At 44.1% G+C, this 20,440-nt stretch carries 16 protein-coding genes; 8 read left to right on the top strand and 8 right to left on the bottom strand.

Annotated features, from left to right (window positions below; genetic code table 11):
* Positions 1 to 2: 2 nt before the first annotated feature.
* From galM to L3V30_RS02845, 4 genes are all read left to right on the top strand, one after another.
* Complete coding sequence (galM, locus tag L3V30_RS02860; protein WP_237308280.1) at positions 3 to 1,067, top strand: galactose-1-epimerase; 1,065 nt, start codon at positions 3 to 5, stop codon at positions 1,065 to 1,067.
* A gap of 400 nt (positions 1,068 to 1,467) precedes the next feature.
* On the top strand, positions 1,468 to 3,099 hold the full coding sequence (locus L3V30_RS02855) for a sodium/sugar symporter (RefSeq protein ID WP_074191734.1): 1,632 nt from the start codon (positions 1,468 to 1,470) through the stop codon (positions 3,097 to 3,099).
* Positions 3,100 to 3,162: 63 nt separating this feature from the next.
* On the top strand, positions 3,163 to 5,004 hold the full coding sequence (locus L3V30_RS02850; RefSeq protein WP_237308279.1) for a DUF294 nucleotidyltransferase-like domain-containing protein: 1,842 nt from the start codon (positions 3,163 to 3,165) through the stop codon (positions 5,002 to 5,004).
* Position 5,005: 1 nt separating this feature from the next.
* The gene (locus tag L3V30_RS02845; RefSeq protein WP_237308278.1) at positions 5,006 to 5,710 is read left to right on the top strand and encodes a 3'-5' exonuclease; all 705 of its coding nucleotides are present in this window, start codon (positions 5,006 to 5,008) and stop codon (positions 5,708 to 5,710) included.
* A 15-nt stretch (positions 5,711 to 5,725) separates the two neighbouring features.
* Here L3V30_RS02845 and L3V30_RS02840 read toward each other — a convergent pair whose 3' ends face one another.
* Positions 5,726 to 6,724 (bottom strand): substrate-binding domain-containing protein, encoded by a 999-nt coding sequence (locus L3V30_RS02840; RefSeq protein ID WP_237308277.1) that lies wholly within the window; start codon positions 6,722 to 6,724, stop codon positions 5,726 to 5,728.
* A 176-nt stretch (positions 6,725 to 6,900) separates the two neighbouring features.
* Here L3V30_RS02840 and L3V30_RS02835 point away from each other — a divergent pair, with 176 nt between their 5' ends.
* Positions 6,901 to 7,233, top strand: coding sequence for a tRNA-binding protein (locus tag L3V30_RS02835; RefSeq protein WP_005494151.1), 333 nt, complete (start codon positions 6,901 to 6,903; stop codon positions 7,231 to 7,233).
* A 69-nt stretch (positions 7,234 to 7,302) separates the two neighbouring features.
* On the opposite strand, the gene L3V30_RS02830 is transcribed toward L3V30_RS02835, so the two are convergent.
* Positions 7,303 to 7,854 carry a gamma-glutamylcyclotransferase family protein gene (locus L3V30_RS02830; RefSeq protein WP_237308276.1) on the bottom strand — a complete coding sequence of 184 codons (552 nt, stop codon included), beginning with the start codon at positions 7,852 to 7,854 and terminating at the stop codon, positions 7,303 to 7,305.
* Positions 7,855 to 8,038: 184 nt separating this feature from the next.
* Between L3V30_RS02830 and L3V30_RS02825 the strand changes: the two genes are divergently transcribed.
* Positions 8,039 to 9,223: an NnrS family protein gene (locus tag L3V30_RS02825; protein ID WP_114323573.1), complete on the top strand. Its 1,185-nt coding sequence runs from the start codon at positions 8,039 to 8,041 to the stop codon at positions 9,221 to 9,223.
* A gap of 72 nt (positions 9,224 to 9,295) precedes the next feature.
* Here L3V30_RS02825 and L3V30_RS02820 read toward each other — a convergent pair whose 3' ends face one another.
* The 5 genes from L3V30_RS02820 to L3V30_RS02800 all read right to left on the bottom strand — a co-directional run bounded on the left by L3V30_RS02820 (position 9,296) and on the right by L3V30_RS02800 (position 15,651).
* Entirely contained in the window at positions 9,296 to 10,249 is a 954-nt protein-coding gene (locus tag L3V30_RS02820) for a CorA family divalent cation transporter (protein WP_237308275.1), read from the bottom strand.
* A 283-nt stretch (positions 10,250 to 10,532) separates the two neighbouring features.
* A complete protein-coding gene (glpD, locus tag L3V30_RS02815) occupies positions 10,533 to 12,092 on the bottom strand; it encodes a glycerol-3-phosphate dehydrogenase (protein WP_006742413.1) in 1,560 nt (519 codons plus the stop codon).
* Between the two features lie 176 nt (positions 12,093 to 12,268).
* Positions 12,269 to 13,060 carry a DeoR/GlpR family transcriptional regulator gene (locus L3V30_RS02810; RefSeq protein WP_006742414.1) on the bottom strand — a complete coding sequence of 264 codons (792 nt, stop codon included), beginning with the start codon at positions 13,058 to 13,060 and terminating at the stop codon, positions 12,269 to 12,271.
* Positions 13,061 to 13,219: 159 nt separating this feature from the next.
* Positions 13,220 to 14,737: a glycerol kinase GlpK gene (gene glpK, locus L3V30_RS02805; RefSeq protein WP_006742415.1), complete on the bottom strand. Its 1,518-nt coding sequence runs from the start codon at positions 14,735 to 14,737 to the stop codon at positions 13,220 to 13,222.
* Between the two features lie 59 nt (positions 14,738 to 14,796).
* A complete protein-coding gene (locus L3V30_RS02800) occupies positions 14,797 to 15,651 on the bottom strand; it encodes an MIP/aquaporin family protein (protein WP_046875005.1) in 855 nt (284 codons plus the stop codon).
* A gap of 896 nt (positions 15,652 to 16,547) precedes the next feature.
* On the opposite strand from L3V30_RS02800, the gene glpT reads away from it, so the two are divergent.
* Complete coding sequence (glpT, locus tag L3V30_RS02795) at positions 16,548 to 17,912, top strand: glycerol-3-phosphate transporter (protein WP_006742417.1); 1,365 nt, start codon at positions 16,548 to 16,550, stop codon at positions 17,910 to 17,912.
* Between the two features lie 56 nt (positions 17,913 to 17,968).
* Positions 17,969 to 19,024, top strand: coding sequence for a glycerophosphodiester phosphodiesterase (gene glpQ, locus L3V30_RS02790; RefSeq protein ID WP_068864588.1), 1,056 nt, complete (start codon positions 17,969 to 17,971; stop codon positions 19,022 to 19,024).
* A gap of 77 nt (positions 19,025 to 19,101) precedes the next feature.
* Here the strand turns inward: glpQ and dapD are convergent, their stop codons facing one another.
* A complete protein-coding gene (dapD, locus tag L3V30_RS02785; protein ID WP_237308274.1) occupies positions 19,102 to 20,133 on the bottom strand; it encodes a 2,3,4,5-tetrahydropyridine-2,6-dicarboxylate N-succinyltransferase in 1,032 nt (343 codons plus the stop codon).
* Positions 20,134 to 20,440 lie beyond the last annotated feature (307 nt).

Raw genomic sequence — 20,440 nt, 5'->3', positions numbered from 1 at the left:
TGATGAAAGCCTATTTTCAACAACTAGAACAAGCGATGGCGCAAACGCCGTCGTTTGATGGCCAAACTGCGAATCTGATTCATTTGACCAACGCGAATGGTATGACAGCGTCGTTTATGGATATTGGTGCGACGTGGTTGAGTTGCACATTAGCGGTAAATGGTGAAAACCGTGAAGTGTTGTTGCGCTCACCAAATATGGCTGAACACATGAAGCAAGACGCTTACTTCGGTTCCATTGTTGGCCGCTTTGCTAACCGAATTGCGAAAGGGCAGTTTGAGATAGACGGAGAGAAGTATCAACTTGGTATCAATAACGGTGAAAACTCACTGCACGGTGGGCTGGAAGGGTTTGATAAACGCCGCTGGAAGGTTGAAGAGCAAAATGATCAACAGGTCACTTTTTCACTTCGCTCCCCGGACGGTGACCAAGGCTATCCGGGAAATCTCGATGTGAAGGTGACGTACACGCTCACTGATGAGAATGAATTAGCTATCGCCTATGATGCTAAGACCGACAAAACATCTCCAGTGAATTTAACCAATCACGCCTACTTTAACTTGGCTGGTGAGGCGAGCCGCGCGAAAAGTTTGGATCATACTTTACAGCTTAACGCTGGGTATTACTTGCCAACGGATGCGGGGTTAATTCCTTCCGGTGAACAAAAGCCAGTTTCGGGTACCAGTTTCGACTTCACCGAGCCAAAATCGATTGGCCAAGAATTTCTTGCAGAGCAAGATCAGAAAACTGCTGGTGGCTACGATCACGCCTTTGTCTTCATGCCTGAAGTGACTGATGGCGTGTCTGTCGCTGCGGTTGTAATTGCACCAAAAGAAGATGTGGTGATGAAGGTGAAAACCACCAAACCTGCCATCCAGTTTTATTCAGGGAATTTCTTAGCCGGTACGCCAGGTGCAAGTAAAACTTACGAACGCTATGACGGCCTAGCATTGGAAACGCAATACTTTCCAGACGGGCCAAACAAACCAGAATGGGGACTCAACAATGGGGTGTTGATCTCTGGGGATTGCTATCAGCATCAAACTACTTATCAGTTTGAATTTTAGATAGCACTTCTGCCCTTTGAACTTGCAGCGGCAGCGATGCTGCAACTCCAACGACTTTGGGTGTTATGGTGGGCTTACATGCCCACCTTTTTTGTTTTTGATATGTATTTTTACTAGGAAGTTTAAATCACTTACCTCACTTTCGACACAATACTGTACGGTGGATGATCCCCGTAATTTCCTACTTATTACTCTTCGTTTTACCTTCATTGTTATCGTTTACATTTTTGTTAATTTTAGAGAGTTTTAATTAAATGACATTTCTCTTAATATTTGTGATCTTTAGCTCGTTATAAGGTTTTTAGCGTAATATGTATCAATATGTGTGATTTGAGTTGCATTTCATTTGAGTGGTAACGTTTACACTTTGCGGCGTAAACAAAACTACAGGATGAAACTGATGTCGAATATAGAACATGGTCTAAGCTTTATCGACATAATGGTCTTCGCCATTTATGTCGCAATTATCATTGGGGTCGGACTTTGGGTATCTCGTGATAAAAAAGGCACTCAGAAAAGTACGGAAGATTATTTCTTGGCGGGAAAATCTTTGCCTTGGTGGGCTGTCGGTGCTTCGCTAATTGCTGCAAATATTTCTGCGGAACAATTTATAGGAATGTCTGGTTCAGGCTATTCAATCGGCTTGGCTATCGCATCTTATGAATGGATGTCGGCAATAACATTGATTATTGTTGGTAAGTACTTTCTACCTATTTTCATTGAAAAAGGAATCTATACCATTCCTGAATTTGTTGAAAAACGCTTCAATAAAAAACTAAAAACAATTTTGGCCGTTTTTTGGATTTCCTTGTACATTTTTGTAAACCTAACTTCAGTACTGTATTTAGGTGGTTTGGCTCTCGAAACCATTTTGGGTATTCCGTTGATGTACTCAATTCTAGGTCTTGCTCTGTTTGCGTTGGTGTACTCAATTTACGGTGGTTTATCGGCAGTAGTATGGACCGATGTCATCCAAGTGTTCTTCTTAGTTTTGGGTGGTTTTATGACTACCTACATGGCAGTGAGTTTTATTGGTGGTACGGACGGTTGGTTCGCTGGGTTGTCTAAAATGGTCGATGCCGCTCCAGGCCACTTTGAGATGATCTTGGATCAAAGTAATCCACAATACATGAACCTTCCTGGTATTGCCGTATTAATTGGTGGTCTTTGGGTAGCAAACTTATATTACTGGGGCTTTAACCAGTACATTATTCAAAGAACGCTTGCTGCAAAATCAGTATCGGAAGCTCAGAAAGGTATTGTTTTTGCAGCATTTTTGAAACTTATCGTTCCGTTTCTCGTGGTATTGCCAGGTATTGCCGCTTACGTTATTACTTCGGACCCACAACTAATGGCAAGCCTTGGTGATATTGCAGCAACAAACCTTCCAAGTGCTGCTCATGCGGATAAAGCATACCCTTGGCTAACTCAGTTCTTGCCTGTTGGTGTTAAAGGTGTTGTTTTTGCGGCTCTTGCTGCTGCAATTGTTTCTTCACTAGCATCAATGCTTAACTCAACAGCCACTATCTTCACTATGGATATTTACAAAGAGTATATCTCTCCTGATTCAGGTGACCACAAGTTGGTGAATGTTGGGCGTACTGCTGCTGTGGTGGCACTAATTATTGCCTGCCTAATTGCTCCAATGTTAGGTGGTATTGGCCAAGCATTCCAATACATCCAAGAATATACAGGTTTAGTTAGCCCTGGAATTTTGGCTGTATTCTTACTTGGCTTATTCTGGAAGAAAACAACCAGTAAAGGGGCTATTATTGGTGTAGTAGCATCAATACCATTTGCCTTGTTCTTAAAATTTATGCCACTTTCCATGCCATTTATGGATCAAATGCTATACACATTATTGTTTACAATGGTTGTTATCGCATTTACAAGTTTGAGCACATCAATTAATGATGATGATCCTAAAGGTATTAGTGTTACATCATCGATGTTTGTAACAGATCGAAGCTTTAATATCGCTTCTTACGGCATAATGATTGTTTTGGCAGTGTTATATACATTGTTCTGGTAAAACCATTCTTTATTATACTCCGCTCTTTTTTGAGCGGAGTTTTTCTAATTAAAAGAGTGTCATATGGATTCAACCTTGCTGCCAAATGTCGTTTCTTTTTTTAAAACGATAGAGCCATTTCATTTACTTCCTGACCATGTTCTTGATGCTATCGCTACGAACACAGATATTGTTTATTGGGGAAAGGGAGAGAGCGTCTCCTTAGTTATGCCTGAAGGAAAAAATTTATATATTATTCGATCTGGAGTTATCGAACAGAGATTTCCTAATGGTGAATTAAGAGCTAGATTAGGCGAAAATGATGTATTTGGATTTAATTTAGAACAGGATAAATATAAAGTAAAAACCATTGAAAATTGTTTAATATATAAAATTAATTATGCGTTCTTACTAAAAGAAGTTTCGAATTTTAAAAATGTTGTTAACCAGCTTGCAATCCGTGCAAGTCAACGTCTCACTTCAAGTATTAATGCACAGTATTCACAAGCAGAAAAAAGCCTGTTTTTTAAAAGGGCTAAAGATTTAGCCAATCATAATGTTGTGGTGGTGCATAAAAACCAAAGTATCCAGCAAGTGGCACAAATCATGAGTAAAAAAGGCTGCACTTGTGCCTTGGTTACCAATGACAATGCATTGGTTGGAGTGGTTACCGAGACTGACATGACAAGTAGAGTGGTTGCTGAGGCGTTTAATATCTATAGACCTGTTGAGGATATTATGAACGCTCATCCTCAGAGTGTTGACCAAAATGAGCCCGTGATTTCTGTGTTCAATCTGATGATGAAACACAATATTCGTAACATCCCTGTTCTTGACAAAAATAAACAAGTTTTAGGTTTGATTAGCCCTCAAGAGTTAGTTCAGAGGCATGGCATCCAGGCTGTTTTTTTGATTGAAAAAATCAGTAAGTGTAATAGCTTAGAGTCGCTTTCATTGTTAGTAAAAGAACGTCAGGCAGTGTTTGAGGCGATGATAGAATCGCATTTGCCAGCCAATGTAGTTGGGCAAGTTTTAATGATGATTTATGATGCCTTTACCTGTCGATTGATTAAATTAGCAGAAAGAAACGTGGGTTTACCTCCTTGTAATTATGCTTGGTTAGCGGCGGGTTCGCATGCGAGAGGAGAGGTTCACTTAGGTTCTGATCAAGATAACGCTTTAGTACTTGATGACTCAGCAACAGAAAGTGACCGAATTTATTTTCGACATTTTGCTATGTATATATGTAAAGGATTAGCGGAATGCGGGTACCCTTTGTGTAATGGGCGTTTTATGGCGGCTACACCAACGTGGAATCAGCCATTATTCATCTGGAAGCAGCTCTACAGAAAATGGGCAAACAATCCAGAATACAATATGTTACTAAATCTTAATGTCTTTCTTGAAGTGCGCTTTATTTCCGGGGATAGGTCACTATTTGATGAACTAAATAGTGAACGCGAGCGGTGTACCAAAAATAACCCTCATTTAATCGCAGCCTTAGTTAGAAATTTAATATCACACCGTCCACCACTAGGGATATTCAATAACTTAGTGTTAGAAAACAATGGTCACAACGAGAAATCGCTGAATATTAAAAAGTCTGCGGTTGGTCTGTTGGTCGATATCGCTAGAATTTATGCTCTTCATAAAGGCGGAGGAATGTTGTCAACGGAAGAAAGATTCGATTTTGCGTATGATACAGGATTGATTAATAGCACTTCACATCAAGACTTGATAGGGACTTATCGTTATGTAACGCAATTACGTTACTCACATCAGCTGCAATGCTTACAAGGTGGAAAGCCAGTAACGAATGCTATATTTCCTGAGCATTTTGGCAGCTTTGAAAGACAACACCTCAAAGATGCTTTTCGCATAATACGCGGTTATCAAGACACGTTAAAAATGAAATTTGGCTCTTAGTATGTTTGGCTACTCATTCCAGTCAATTGAACATCTAGAACAGGTGCGCAGAGAACTAGAAAAATCTAGCTTGCCAGATGTATTTAACTCTATAGGAAATACGCCTCTACCTGGCGCTTTATCGGATGCTAGAGAGTTAGACACGTTAGTCTTGGACTTTGAAACGACAGGATTTAATCCTGAAGTAGATAGAGTAATCAGTATTGGATGGGTAGAAATTCGAAACAGCAATATTCGTCTAAATAGTGCACGTCATGTCTTCATTAATCATGCAATTGATATTTGTCATGAGTCAGTCAAAGTTCACCATATTAGGCCTGAAACGTTGCATGTATCGGGGATTTCAGAACAAGCTGCTTTCACTCAGTTGCTGGATGTAATTGCTGGTAAAATTCTTGTTGCACATGGCTGCATTATGGAGCAGAGGTTTTTAGAGCAATACATCAAGGTAAAGTACCAGAATTTGAAGTTGCCATTAATATGGTTAGATACATTAAAAATCGAGCAATATCGCTCCCAACTGAGACCTACTCGGTCTGACTGGCGGTTAAGTTCAATTCGAAAGGAACTCAACCTACCAACATATCAAGCCCATAACGCACTAAATGATGCGATAGCGACTGCCGAACTATATCTAGCACAGATTAATTGCTTGTTTGGCCTTTCATCTGCGCCATTACATGTTTTAGTTAATGCTTCGCGCTAACATTTAACGCATACATCAACAACGCTCGACAGAGTTTCTTCGTACTAAAGTTGGGCTAAAAATAATGGTTTCATCTTCAACTTTTTCGTCACGAGACAGCATCAAAGCCAAACGGGCGGCGCGTTCTGCCATCATCTCGATTGGGTAGCGAATAGTAGTCAAGCTAGGGTGAACAAAGCGGGCGATCAAGCCATCATCGAACCCGACCATAGAAACCTTACTTGGTACGTCAATGCCATTTTGATCTAACGCTGCCAATGCGCCAGCGGCCATGTAGTCGTTGTAGGCCACCACTCCAGTAATCTCCAAAGATTTGGTTAACAGGTTGGTCATCGCAACTTCGCCACCATCACTGTTGGGTTCACCGTATTCGATGTAGCTTTTGGAGAGTTCAATACCATGTTCTTTCAATGCGGCTTGGTAACCTTGCAAGCGTTCATCGGTATCTTCGATATCGTGGGATGAGGCAATGCAAGCGATTTTGCGATGCCCGTGACGAATTAAATATTCTGTCGCGAGGAATGCTCCTTTGCGGTTATCAAGGGAAATACAGCGCTCAGCAAGCTCTGGGATATGACGATTGATAAGCACCATACCTTTTACTTCTTGGGCGTAGCCAATTAGCTCCTCATCAGATAAGCCTTTCGAGTGGATGACTATTGCATCGCAACGGCTGTTGATCAGTAATTCTAGAGCTTGACGTTCATCTTCTGGATTATGGTAACCGTTGCCAATCAAGATATGTTTGCCATTTTCGCGCGCGATATTATCGACGGATTTGACCAGCGTGCCGAAGAAAGGATCGGACACATCACTCACCAACACACCCATGGTATTTGTGCTTTGGCTCACCAGTGCACGAGCTGCGGCATTGGGTCTGTAACCCAATTTGCTCATTGCTTTGGTGACCGACTCTACCGATGATTGACTGGCTTTTGGGGACTTGTTGATCACGCGAGAAACCGTTGCGACCGAAACACCGGCTTCTTTCGCGACATCCTTGATCGTTGCCATATAGAACCTTTAGTGGCTAAAAATTTTGACTGGAAGTATTAAACACCCATTGTGTAATAAGTGCAATTTGATAGGGGATTTGCTTTCGGAAATGAGATCTTTACCACTTGTATTTATTAAGCTTACTGATAGTGTAAACGTTATCTTTTTAGTAAAACTTTACTGAGGTTTTAATTATGGAAACTATCGCTTACTCAGATTTTGCCAAACTGGAAATTCGTACCGGAAAAATCATTGAAGTGGCTCGTCATCAAAATGCAGACAAGCTGTACATTGTGCAAATTGATATTGGTGAAAAAACACTGCAAACCGTAACCAGCCTAGTACCTTATTACACCGAGGAAGAGTTGATGGGCAAACAAGTGGTCGTGTTGTGTAATCTTGCCAAAGCCAAAATGCGCGGTGAAACCTCAGAATGTATGTTGTTGTGCGCAGAAACGGATGATGAATCCGAAAGTGTGTTGCTAACGCCAGAAAGAGCGATGCCGACTGGGGTGAGAATTGTTTAATCAGTTCACTGGTCGCTCTATTGTAAAAACAGCTCTTAGTTTAGAGCTGTTTTTACAGATGGGATTGAGCTACGATTTTTGGGCAATCAGATTATCAATCAACTCATAATGGTGCTCTTGCACGCCTGCAAGGTTGCCGTATTTGGGTTGATGGCGGTCATTTTCTTTTGCGTGTTGCCAGCCAATGGTGTGACGCACAAAATGCTCTGCAAACGCATGAGATACTTCTAAGCAACCTGCTAGCACGGTATCGACATAGCTTTGCATGATTGGGCTTTTTACGCACGGTGGTAATGGCTCGTCTTTTACGTAAACCCAGATGCTATGTTCTTGGTTAAAGTTCGCGTCCGATTCGATTTGATCTGGCTGAATTTGAATACGATGATAACCACGCTCACGGCGATCGAATTCTGCGAGAGCTTCTTCATTCACTTCGAGTAAAACGCCGTTGACCTGCCCATCGCCTTGGTTCACAACCAGAGGAGACAGAGTATAGCTGTCATCAATCTTTCCCCAGTAGCGCACCAGTCCATGAGCAATGACGGGAATGGCTTCTCCCGTTTGTCCGGTTAACTTACGTGACGCAGAATTAATCAAACTGCCATAGCCAAATATGTACATTGTCGTTGCATCCCTTAACTGATGGTTGTGTCTCTCACCGTTTATACCTAACCCTCCTCTGAAGCACAACTTTACCTCTTAAGTATAATCTTAACTCTTAACATGTATTTTTTATGCATGTTTGTGGTAGCATCAATATTGTAGTTGAGTTAACCAGCATCAAGAGACGCTTGAGGGCAAGATAATGCTGAATATCACCGATAAAAAAGTGGAAGAAAAAATCCCCGCATGGCTGCGATTAGGCTTTCGGCCGTTTTTTCTGTTTGGGTCGATTTACGCCATTGTTGCGATCGCGTTGTGGGTGTGGATGTTCCAGAGCGGACAGCCAAACGCATTAACTGTACCGGCATTATGGTGGCACGTTCATGAAATGTTGTTCGGCTTTTCGATGGCGATTGTGGTTGGTTTTGTACTGACTGCGGTACAAAACTGGACTGGCATTAATGGCACCAAGCATTACACGCTTTTAGTCTTATTTGGCTTATGGCTCGCGCCCCGAATATTGCTTTGGACGTCAGCGCCGTTATGGTTAACCAGCAGCATTGAAGCGGTATTTTTGTTGTTTGTTGCCTATGAGGTAGGCATTCGTGTTTATCGAGCCAAAGGTTGGCGTAATCTGTTTTTTGTACCGCTGTTTCTTTTGGCCATTTTTGCGAACTTTGCAAGCTACGCAACAATAAAAGGCATGCCGCCGTTTAGCTCTTCTGCTGTATGGCAGGCGATGTTGTGGTGGTTTACGCTGTTATTGTCGGTCATGGGCGGACGTGTGATTCCATTCTTTACTGCGCGTCGATTTAATTTCGAAAAAGCGCAACCACTGGCTTGGTTAGAATGGTTCGCGAACTTGCCGTTGGTAATGCTATTTGTGCTGAGCTTTTTCCCTGTGACGTTTGCAGAATTAGGCAATCCGTTGATGCTGTTTGCAGGAGTTGCTCAGTTGGTGCGTTTTGTTCGCTGGAAACCTTGGTTAACCCTGAGCGAGCCTTTAGTGTGGTCGCTGCATGCTGCGTATTTGTGTTTGCCACTAAGCTTAATTTTACGAGGTGCTTGGGGAGACGCATTTGCTAGCCATAACCTGATTCACCTGTTTGCGATAGGTGCATTAGGCGGTTTGATTTTGGCGATGATCGCGCGCGTGACGATGGGACATACTGGTCGCATGATCTACAAAGGTCCGAACATGAGCTTTGCGTTTGCGGCGATTACTGCGGCAGCTTTGGTTCGCAGTTTTGCCGTGATATTTGATCCTGCCAATATGATGCTGTGGATTGATATCAGCGGCGGGTTATGGATTGTCGCATTTGGCCTGTTTGTGTGGCGCTTTGGCGTGATGCTTATTACCCCTCGCGTTGATGGTCATCCCGGATAGGGCTCTAATGTGAGTAGAGAAAGAGGAGTCGCGCGCTCCTCTTTTGATTTTTGTTCTTTATAGGATTAGCGCTTATTCGTCTTCGTTGTCCGTTTTATTCGTGAACCCCAAACGTTTGAATAGCCACCACTCTAGAGCAAAGATGACAATTAAAGCGATACAGAACCAGGTGAACGCCATGGCGGATTCCACGCCTGGCATACCGCCAATGTTGATGCCAAGCAAACCTGTTAGGAAGCTGGTTGGCAAGAAAATAGTCGCCACCAAGGTAAATAGATAACTGTTTTTATTAGTTTTCTCGTCACGATGATGTTTGATTTCTTCTTGAAAGAGAGCGACTTCTCCAAGATAAAACTCAAGTGTTTCATTTATGCGCGTAATATTATTGTGGGCGAAGCGATATTGATGGGGCCTTAAAGCCACCAACTCGGACTCTGATTCAACGAGATCACGAATAGCATATTGCTGAGGGCGAATAAAACGTTTGATGGAAATAAGCGCTTTTTGAGTCGCCATATGCTTGTACGTCGATTCATCATTCACATCAAACTGGTTTAACGTCTCTTCAATCGTATCAAGGTAAACGTCTATTTTGCTATTTAATCCTTCAATAATCTGATGAAGTAAACCAGCAAGGCTTTTCGGACCTTTGTGTTCCGCCAAGGCTTGACGAATTTCCATGATGGCACGCGATGGGATCTTACGTGTTGAAATCAGTGCGCCTTGAAAATAGAGAATTCGAATACTGAGCATGTCTTCTGGTGAAGCATCGCCATTCATATTGACGCCTCGTAAAATCAACATGAAGTTCTCGTCATCCAAAGGGTGGAAAGACGGTCGGCTTTCGTCGGCTAACAGGTGATCAACAGTGGCACGTGGTACTTGGTTTTGCTCTAGCCAGCCACGAATATCGGGATGCAGCCGTTCACAATGGTACCAATGTTTGGCTTGAATCTGCTCCGCCGTTGTGGATTGCTGAGTTGCTTCTGGGGTTGAAAAATCCCAATGTTCAATCATAAAACCCATTTTCTTTTCCTTGTCTGAGCCTTTCCCCAAATAACTCGGAAAGAGCCTGTTCTTCCACTGCATTTTTTCCGGGAAGTGCATCAGTGATAACGTTCTGAACCCAGCGCCATGAAGTTATTCAGGGATAATTATTCAAATGAGTATGATTGCATTTAACGCTAAATGTCTATGAATAGTTGCTCTTATTTGTAATCAAGTGAAGCAAGCCAAAGTGTGGTGTAAAAACAGCAAAATAAAAAAGCCTGCAGCGAGGCAGGCTTTCTAGTGGGGTGGAGAGGAGCAGTTAGCCAACTTGAGAAAGATTAACCACTTTCTGCTGTAGCTTTTCTTTTAAATAGTCCGATAAAGCCAGCTTTTCTTCGTCGTTCATGTACAGACCAAGCTTGGTACGACGCCACAAAATGTCTTCATCGGTCATTGCCATTTCATGGTTCATTAAGTAGTCGATCTCACGTTGGTAAACACCGCCGGCTTGCGATGAGAACGCGTGTCCAAGGTCAGCTTCGCTTGCTGTGCCTTCCATTAAGTTCCACGTTTGGGTACCAAATTGTGTCACGTAACGAAGAATCAATGCTTCTGGCGCCCAAGCGTATTTAGCATGAATTTGTTTAGCTAATTGTTCACGACTACAGCTGAAGTTACCACCAGGTAGGGTTTGATTTGCCGTCCAGTCGCTTCCCATCTCTGGTAGGAAAGGAGCCAGCTTTTTCATTGCCGCTTCACCCAGCTTACGGTAGGTCGTCAGCTTACCACCAAAGACAGAAAGCAGAGGTGCATGGTCGTATTCCGCATCGAGTTCTAGCGTGTAGTCTCGTGTGATCGCTTGCGGAGAGTCAGATTCATCGTCACATAAAGGACGAACACCGCTGTATGTCCAAACCACATCTTCGCGAGTCAACTGGTGGACAAAGTGTTGGTTTACGATGTCGATGAGGTAATCGACTTCGTCATCTGAGATTGCCACTTCGCGTGGGTCACCTTTGTATTCCACATCTGTTGTACCAATGATTGAGAACTTATCTAAGTAAGGAATCATAAATACGATGCGGTTGTCTTTGTTTTGAAGAATGTAGGCTTGCGGTTCGTTGTGGATACGAGGAACAACGATGTGCGAGCCTTTGATTAAGCGAATGTTACGAGGAGAGGCTTGCTCTAATCCATCATCAAAGAACTGTTTTACCCAAGGGCCAGCTGCGTTTACTAGTGCTTTTGCTTTGCGTTCGAAACGTTGGTCTGTCATCACGTCATGAATTGTGACATGCCAGATACCACCTTCACGGTGTGCTTTTTCTACGCGGCAGTAGTTACGTACTTCTGCATGGTTTTCACGAGCAGCCAGAACGTTAAGTAATACTAAACGCGCGTCATCAACCCAACAGTCAGAGTATTCGAAACCGGTTTTCATTTCTGGTTTTAGCAAGCCCGATTTCGCTAAGTTGACGGTTTTGCTGCCTGGCAGAGTCGTACGTTTACCCAAGTTATCGTAAAGGAACAGACCACAGCGAATCATCCAAGCTGGACGTAGGAATGGGCGATGAGGCAAACGGAAACGCATTGGTAGGGCAACGTGAGGCGCTTTGCGAAGAATAACTTCACGCTCTGCGAGCGCTTCCGAAACCAAACGAAACTCGTAGTGTTCAAGGTAGCGTAAACCGCCGTGGATCAGTTTAGAACTTGCCGAAGAAGTAGCGGACGCAAAGTCACTTGCTTCGTATAAGCCAACACTCAAACCGCGGCCAGCTGCGTCTGCCGCAATACCAGCCCCGTTAATGCCGCCACCAATTACGATCAAGTCTAAGGTAGTGGATGAGCTAGTAGTGGAAGCATTTTTTTGTATACTCATAAATTTGACCTCTTGGTGAGCGAACGAGCATTTTAGAACATGATCTAATCCTAGCTTAGGTTTCGTTTGTGATCATCTATTATTTTCGTTTGTGAGCGTTTTGTGTGATTTAGGCACAAAAAAACCTCTGCCTAATTAAGACAGAGGTCATTTGAGAGGCAAATTAATGATTGAAACTACTCGTTTTCGAAGTTTGTCTCGTTCGCTTCAACGACTTCAAGTGGAATTGAAGCTTCTTTTAAAATCGACAAGATTTCTTCTGGTGGCTGCTTGTTGGTAAAGATCATGTTGAGCTGAGCGATATTGCCTAGCTTCACCATGGCATTGCGCCCGAACTTGGTGTGGTCGACGGCAAGAAATACACTACGGCTGTTGTCGATGATCGCTTGTTTGACTCTTACTTCGTGGTAATCAAAGTCTAATAGCGAGCCATCAAAGTCGATACCACTGATGCCAAGAATGCCAAAGTCGAGACGGAACTGTTTAACGAAGTCGAGAGTGGCTTCTCCAACAATGCCGCCATCGCGACTTCGAACTTCACCGCCTGCTAAGATGACTTTGATCTCTGGGTTGGGGAAGAGAATGGTTGCCACGTTGATATTGTTGGTAACCACGCGTAGCTGTTTATGGTTTTTATTGAGCGCTCGCGCAACCGCTTCTGGTGTGGTGCCGATATCAATAAATAGGGTCGCGCCATCAGGAATGTGCTTGACCACCTCGTCTGCAATGACATCTTTTTCATTGAAGTTGAGCGCTTTACGCGTGTTGTAAGATGTGTTTTCAGAACTGAGAGGGATGGTTGCACCACCGTGATAACGACGAATTTTGTTGTCGTCGGCGAGTTCATTGAGATCGCGTCGGATGGTTTGTGGGCTGACATTGAATCTTTCTACCAACTCATCCGTGCTGACATAGCCTTGTTTTTTCACCAACTCAACAATCTGTTGGTGTCGAGGTATTTGCTTCACTTACCACTCCCTTGTGCATTGGTAACGGCCAATGCTTCAAATTCGAAGCTCTATTGTGCTCGAATTTGCGCGTTGTGAGAAGTAAGCGAGTTCAGGAATCAGGGGCAAAGCGCAAAAAAGAGCGCACAAATGGCGCTCTTTTTTCGTATGGAGGTGAGATTAATCTTCTTCGTCGTGAAGCTCAGACCAGGTTTGCGCACATTTCACTGCGCGTTTCCAACCCTTGTAACGACGATTGCGCTTTTCTTCATCATCGTGCGGCTCAAAGGTGCGATCAAGCACCGCTTTATTCTGCAACTCGTCAATGCTGTCCCAGTAACCCACGGCAAGGCCTGCAAGGTAGGCTGCACCAAGAGCGGTAACCTCTGTTACCTGAGGGCGGTGTACTTCTGTATTCAATACATCTGATTGGAACTGCATTAGGAAGTTGTTCGCTACCGCACCGCCATCGACGCGAAGATTCGCAAGTTTAATACCTGAGTCGGCTTGCATCGCATCCAGTACGTCACGAGTTTGGTAAGCGATGCCTTCCAAAGTTGCACGGATAATGTGGTTTGAGTTCACACCGCGAGTAAGGCCGACAATCGTGCCACGTGCGTAGGCATCCCAGTATGGTGCGCCTAAACCAGTAAAGGCAGGCACGACATAAACGCCGTTTGAGGTATCCACTTTGGTTGCGAAGTATTCAGAGTCTTCTGCACCGTTTAGGATTTTTAATTCATCACGTAGCCATTGGATAGAAGCACCACCCATGAATACGGCACCTTCAAGTGCATAAGCAGGCTCACCTTTCGGACCACAAGCCAAAGTTGTCAGTAGGCCGTGCGTCGAAGTGACTTTTTCTTGGCCCGTATTCATTAGCAAGAAACAACCCGTGCCGTAAGTGTTTTTCGCCTGACCCGCTTCAACACACATTTGGCCGTAAAGCGCAGCTTGTTGGTCACCAGCAATACCAGAAATAGGAATACGAGTACCACCTTTACCACCAATGTTGGTCTTACCGTAAACTTCCGATGAACGTTTTACTTCTGGCATCATAGATGCTGGGATACCAAGCTCATCTAACATTTTCTGATCCCAACATAGATCGTTGATGTTAAATAGCATTGTACGCGATGCGTTAGTGTAGTCGGTAACGTGAACGCGGCCTTGAGTCATCTTCCAAACTAACCAAGTATCGACGGTACCGAACAACAGCTTGCCTGCTTCTGCGTCTTCGCGCGCGCCTTCAACGTTGTCCAGAATCCATTTCACTTTAGTGCCAGAGAAGTAAGGGTCAAGCACCAAACCTGTGTTGTCACGTACGTAGTTTTCTAGACCACGCGCTTTTAAATCTTCACAGATGTCAGCAGTACGGCGACATTGCCATACGATCGCATTGTAAACGGGTTTGCCTGTTTCTTTATTCCAGACGATGGTGGTTTCACGCTGGTTAGTAATACCGATAGCCGCCAATTGGTCGCTACGGATGCCAGACTTAGCTAGAGCTTCTACCAACGTAGAGCTTTGTGTTGCCCAGATTTCCATTGGGTCATGTTCTACCCAACCTGCCTCTGGATAGATCTGAGTAAATTCGCGCTGTGCGACGCTTACGATGTTCGCGTCATGATCAAGAATTACTGCGCGAGAGCTTGTCGTACCTTGGTCTAGGGCAACAATGTATTTTTGCTCAGTCATGGTAAGAATCCTTTTGTTTCGTTATTTATATTTTAGTAAATGTTCGAGTTGCGTCAGTTTTAAGCTCTAGCTTCTTCTGTTTCTTCTTCCGTCTCACATTGGTTTGGAATTGTACAGCCGTGGCCTTGTTGTGGAAGGTAAGCCGCAATCGCTTTTGGATACAACCAACCACCAAAACACGCACCTGCAATCGGAGCAAGTAAAGGCACGATAAAGTAAGGAATGTCTTTAGCTCCTGTCAGAGCGTAATCCCAGCCTGCGAAGTAAGCGAACAGTTTCGGTCCAAAGTCGCGCGCAGGGTTCATCGCGAAGCCAGTTAGTGGACCAAGAGAACCACCGATCACGGCAATCAAAATACCGATTAACAGCGGGTTCATTGCACCTCGTGCAGCGCCGTTATTTTCATCGCCCAAAGCCAAAATCGCAAACATCAGCACGGCAGTGATAACGAATTCCACAGCAAAAGCGCCAAAGAAAGAGAGGGAAGCATGTGGATAGGTTGAGAAGATACCAGCGGTTGCTAGTGCATCTTGGCTACTGCGGACGAAGTTATGTGCGATTTCGTAGTCGGTGAAAAGGTTGCTGTATAAGCTGTAAACCAACGCAGCAGAGCAGAATGCGCCAAGCATTTGGGCGATGATGTATGGCACCACTTTCGCCTTATCAAAACCATGGAACATAGCGAGTGCGATGGTTACCGCTGGGTTGATGTGCGCGCCTGAAACGCCGGCAGTACAGTAAATAGCGATGGCGACACCTAGGCCCCATACAATACTGATTTCCCATTGTCCAAATGATGCGCCTGTTAGAACTAAGGCTGCGACACAGCCTACGCCGAAGAAGATAAGTAGTCCTGTACCGATAAACTCGGCCAAACATTCTCCGAGCAGAGAGGGGTGTTTGTTCGTTGTCATGTTAAAAGTCCTTTGATCATTTTTGCCTGTCTAGCACGATACTATTGTGCACATATAAACGTTTGCGAAAACAAACGCGCGTTAAAAATGAGCGTTTGAGCATAAAATTGTTAATCAAAGTCTTCGTTTTTGTTAAATGGCGCATCTTTTAATCGAAAAAGAAAACAACGAAAAGAATTTCTTTACTACGAAGTGTGTTTTGGAAGCGCTCAAATTACCGATGTGAAAAAGAATGCACAACTGGTAAGAGGAGTTTTGTGAAGCTGCTACGTGCTTGGGGATTTATTACTCAGATTTTGCGTAGTAATTAACCCTAAAGAGGTAAGGTGAGGTCAAGTACATCAAGGACTAGCGGTGATATAAGAAAATGCGTTGCTATGTTTATATCTCGAGAGGAACTTGTTATCCAAATTAGTGTTAATTATGAAAATGGAGAGGAAAATAAACGCGGTTTATGTCTTGTGTTCGTGAATCACTGTCTAGGTTTGAGTTCAGATAACATTAGTTTTGTTATTTCGTTTGATACTAAGCGCGAACATTTTTCATCTTTTTAGTTATTTAGTGGTTTCGCGTAACAAGGATGGATGTGAAACACCCTTTTTACGGTTAATTTGTGTTCTTATTCGAGCCTTTGTTTCATTGGTTTCGAATTGGAATGCTCAAATGAGAGGTTGAAACATCAGTTTCATATTAACTAATTATGAGTAAAGTTGAACGATGGTCTAATTAATGCGCTCTAATTTACTGTATTTACTTATATTTAATTCATGTGCAACATTTGTCACAGAAATAAAATCCTAACTCAATACAATTCATGAACTTTCGAACGAAGATTTTTTTGTTTCGTTCGCTCCTTTTGTGTTTTTTACCATCGCATACAAAATAATGAGGTTCCTATGTTTGGAATATTCAAACCTAAGGCGCACATTGATCGTCTGTCCCCAGGCAGTATCGATAGCACCTACTCTCGCCTCCGTTGGCAACTCTTTATCGGTATATTTGTTGGTTACGCCGGTTACTATTTGGTTCGTAAAAACTTCAGTTTGGCGATGCCTTATCTTATCGAGCAAGGCTTTAGCCGCGGTGACTTAGGTGTCGCGCTGGCAGCTGTTTCCATTGCATATGGTCTCTCTAAATTTCTAATGGGCAGCGTTTCTGACCGCTCCAACCCTCGCTATTTCCTTAGTGGCGGCCTACTGATGTCTGCATTAGTGATGTTTTGCTTTGGCTTTATGCCATGGGCGACTGGCAGCGTCACTGCGATGTTCATTTTGCTTTTCTTGAACGGTTGGTTCCAAGGCATGGGGTGGCCCGCATGTGGACGAACCATGGTGCACTGGTGGTCACGTAAAGAGCGTGGTGAGATCGTTTCGGTTTGGAACGTGGCACACAACGTGGGTGGCGGTTTGATTGGTCCACTATTTATTCTTGGCCTGTGGGCATTTAACGATGATTGGCGCACTGCATTTTATGTTCCTGCATTTTTCGCCACGTTGGTTGCTGTGTTTGTTTGGATGACGGTTCGCGATACGCCTCAATCTTGTGGTTTGCCACCGATCGAAGAGTATAAAGACGATTATCCTGATGACTATGACAAGTCGCACGAACAAGAAATGACAGCCAAGGAAATCTTCTTTAAGTATGTATTCAACAACAAGCTGCTTTGGTCGATTGCAATTGCAAACGCATTTGTTTACCTAATTCGCTACGGCGTACTGGACTGGGCACCTGTTTATCTAAAAGAAGCGAAGGATTTCTCGGTAGATAAATCGTCATGGGCTTACTTCTTATACGAATGGGCCGGCATTCCAGGCACATTATTGTGTGGTTGGATTTCAGACAAATTGTTCAAAGGTCGTCGTGCACCTGCTGGCATCTTATTTATGGTGTTAGTGACCGTTGCAGTGATGGTTTACTGGTTTAACCCTGCTGGTAACCCAATGGTGGACATGATGGCGCTGATTGCAATTGGCTTCCTAATCTATGGTCCGGTTATGCTGATTGGCTTGTACGCACTTGAACTCGCTCCGAAGAAAGCCGCCGGTACTGCTGCTGGTCTTACTGGTTTATTTGGATACTTAGGTGGTGCGGTGGCTGCAAACGCGATTCTGGGTTACACGGTAGACCACTTTGGCTGGGATGGTGGCTTTATCATCTTAGTGGGTTCTTGTATTACTTCTATTGTGTGTTTGATGTACGCCTTCTTAGGTGAGCGTGCGCACCACGAGCAAAAAGAGCGCGAAAAGGAAGCGCTAGCGTAATATTTATTTAAAGAGGCAGTGGAATACTGCCTCTTCGCTTTATCAAGGAAATAACAATGAAAACAAAGTCAGTATGTCTTACTTTTTTAGCACTTAGCCTCTCAGCTGGTGCGATTGCAAAACCACTTGTAATTGCACACCGTGGCGCATCGGGTTACTTGCCTGAACACACGCTAGAAGCCAAAGCGCTTGCTTACGCAATGAAACCTGACTACATAGAGCAAGATGTGGTAATGACGAAAGACGACCAGTTGGTAGTGTTGCATGACCATTATCTCGATCGTGTAACGGATGTTGCGGAACGTTTTCCTGATCGTGCACGTAAAGACGGTCGCTACTACGCGATTGATTTCACACTGGCGGAAATCAAATCCTTGCGAGTAACTGAAGGCTTTAATATCGATGACAAAGGTAATAAGGTCGCTGGTTATCCGACACGATTCCCAATGTGGAAATCGGATTTTACCGTGCCGACGTTTGCTGAAGAGATTGAGCTAATCCAAGGACTTAACAAGACGTTGGGTTACGATATCGGTATTTACCCAGAAATTAAAGCGCCTTGGTTCCATCGTCATGAAGGTAAGGACATTTCTAAAGCGGTGCTTAAAGTCTTGAAGCAGTACGGTTACGACTCGCAAGACGATAAAGTTTACCTGCAGTGTTTTGATGCGAACGAACTGCAACGCATTAACAGTGAGTTGATGCCCGCAATGGACATGGATTTAAAGCTCGTTCAGCTCATGGCTTACACCGATTGGAACGAAACTATGGTGTACAAAGGCGATACAGCAACGCCATACAGCTATGATTGGATGTTCGAAGCCGACGGCATGAAGAAAGTGGCGAGTTACGCCGAAGGTATTGGACCTTGGAAGCCGATGCTGGTGGATGATAAGTCAACCAAAGACAACATCATCATTAAGCCGTTGATGAAGGCTGCAAAAGACGCTGGCTTGCAAGTGCATCCATACACGTTCCGCGCCGATCCAGGACGCATTCCAGCGTACACGGACAGCTTTGAAGGCATGATGGATGTGTACTACAACCAAGTGAAGGTGGATGGTTTGTTTACTGACTTCCCAGATAAAGCGGTCAGCTTTTTAAATCAGTAACCAGCACTCACGAATTTTGCTTTAAGCTAAAAAATCCCCCAACAGTTTCCTGCTGGGGGATTTTTCTTAACTATTTATTAGTTGTTTTTATGCAGTTCGCTGTTCAGTTCAACCGCGCTCTTGTTTGCAAGACACTCGATTTGACCTGTTACAGAGTTACGACGGAACAGTAGGTCAGAAACACCAGCAAGATCGCGTGCTTTCACCACTTCGACTTCTTGACCGTCAGAATCTAGCATGAGTACTTTAGAGCCAGCGGTCACGTACAGACCTGATTCGATAGTACAACGGTCACCCATTGGGAAGCCAAGACCTGCGTTTGCGCCTAGTAGAGAGTTTTCACCGATAGAAACCACAACTTTGCCGCCGCCAGATAGCGTACCCATGATAGATGCGCCGCCGCCGATGTCAGAGCCGTTACCAACCACTACGCCAGCAGAGATACGACCTTCAACCATGCTCACGCCTGTTGTACCCGCGTTGAAGTTGATGAAGCCTTCGTGCATTACCGTTGTGCCTTCGCCAACGTGTGCGCCAAGACGTACGCGAGAAGTGTCTGCGATACGAACACCAGTTGGTACCACGTAGTCCACCATTTTAGGGAACTTGTCTACGCAATCTACGCTTAGCGTACGGCCAGCTAGGCGAGCTTCGATTTGACGCTCAGCCAGCTCAGGTAGGTCGATTGGGCCTTCGTTAGTCCATGCGATGTTGTGTAGTAGACCGAAGATGCCATCCAGTACTGTGCCGTGTGGCTTAACTAGACGGTTGGAGATAAGTTGAAGTTTTAGGAAGCCTTCAGCAACAGATTGTGGTTGTTCATCCGTAGCTAGGATAACCAGTACAAGCGGCTGTGCTGATTCTGCTGCTTTGGTTGCGAAAGATGCGTTTGCTGCATCGCCGTTTGCTTCGAAAGCCGCCGCAAGTTCTGCGCTTTGTGCAGCAGAGATCTCGATAGCTTGGTTGCCTTGTTCGTAACCTGCTACTGCTGCTAGTGCGTTAACAAGTGCGTCGCTTGGGTTAAGAACTGGGTTTGGAAAAAACGCTTCAATGATTTTGCCATCGCGGTTTTTAGTCGCTGTACCAAAGGCTAGAGAAAAGAAAGCCATAGTTGATCTCCATGTGTTGAGTCTTGTGTCTCGTCTGTTCACTGACAAGAAATAATTAAGTTGTCAGTCATCATAATGAGAGTGCTAGGGAGTTTAAAGAGGGGAAATGGAGAAAGTCCGTAGATGGATACCTTTTGTCTTTTGGGAGATATGTCTGTCTGATGAGAAATGTGGTTGTGAGGTGGTCAATTAGCGGGTGTTTGTTGAAATGAAAGAAGGCGATTTGTCGTATCTGTGCTCGAAAGAAAGGGCGATCTTTCCATGATGATGTGTGCCTTCAGATACAAAAAACGCCACATGATGCGGC

This window comes from Vibrio sp. A1-1 (assembly GCF_021728175.1).
GTDB lineage: Bacteria > Pseudomonadota > Gammaproteobacteria > Enterobacterales > Vibrionaceae > Vibrio > Vibrio diabolicus.
The sequence above is the reverse complement of the archived record's forward strand: the minus strand, read 5'-3'. Positions and strand labels throughout refer to the sequence as shown.

Bases quoted from the DNA above. Each gene is read 5' to 3' on its own strand.
- L3V30_RS02820 (WP_237308275.1), bottom strand. From the start codon at position 10,249: ATGGGTTTTATGATTGAACATTGGGATTTTTCAACCCCAGAAGCAACT.
- glpQ (WP_068864588.1), top strand. From the start codon at position 17,969: ATGAAAACAAAGTCAGTATGTCTTACTTTTTTAGCACTTAGCCTCTCA.
- L3V30_RS02840 (WP_237308277.1), bottom strand. From the start codon at position 6,724: ATGGCAACGATCAAGGATGTCGCGAAAGAAGCCGGTGTTTCGGTCGCA.
- dapD (WP_237308274.1), bottom strand. From the start codon at position 20,133: ATGGCTTTCTTTTCTCTAGCCTTTGGTACAGCGACTAAAAACCGCGAT.
- L3V30_RS02825 (WP_114323573.1), top strand. From the start codon at position 8,039: ATGCTGAATATCACCGATAAAAAAGTGGAAGAAAAAATCCCCGCATGG.
- L3V30_RS02845 (WP_237308278.1), top strand. From the start codon at position 5,006: ATGTTTGGCTACTCATTCCAGTCAATTGAACATCTAGAACAGGTGCGC.
- glpD (WP_006742413.1), bottom strand. From the start codon at position 12,092: ATGAGTATACAAAAAAATGCTTCCACTACTAGCTCATCCACTACCTTA.
- glpK (WP_006742415.1), bottom strand. From the start codon at position 14,737: ATGACTGAGCAAAAATACATTGTTGCCCTAGACCAAGGTACGACAAGC.
- L3V30_RS02830 (WP_237308276.1), bottom strand. From the start codon at position 7,854: ATGTACATATTTGGCTATGGCAGTTTGATTAATTCTGCGTCACGTAAG.
- L3V30_RS02850 (WP_237308279.1), top strand. From the start codon at position 3,163: ATGGATTCAACCTTGCTGCCAAATGTCGTTTCTTTTTTTAAAACGATA.
- glpT (WP_006742417.1), top strand. From the start codon at position 16,548: ATGTTTGGAATATTCAAACCTAAGGCGCACATTGATCGTCTGTCCCCA.
- L3V30_RS02800 (WP_046875005.1), bottom strand. From the start codon at position 15,651: ATGACAACGAACAAACACCCCTCTCTGCTCGGAGAATGTTTGGCCGAG.
- L3V30_RS02835 (WP_005494151.1), top strand. From the start codon at position 6,901: ATGGAAACTATCGCTTACTCAGATTTTGCCAAACTGGAAATTCGTACC.
- galM (WP_237308280.1), top strand. From the start codon at position 3: ATGAAAGCCTATTTTCAACAACTAGAACAAGCGATGGCGCAAACGCCG.
- L3V30_RS02855 (WP_074191734.1), top strand. From the start codon at position 1,468: ATGTCGAATATAGAACATGGTCTAAGCTTTATCGACATAATGGTCTTC.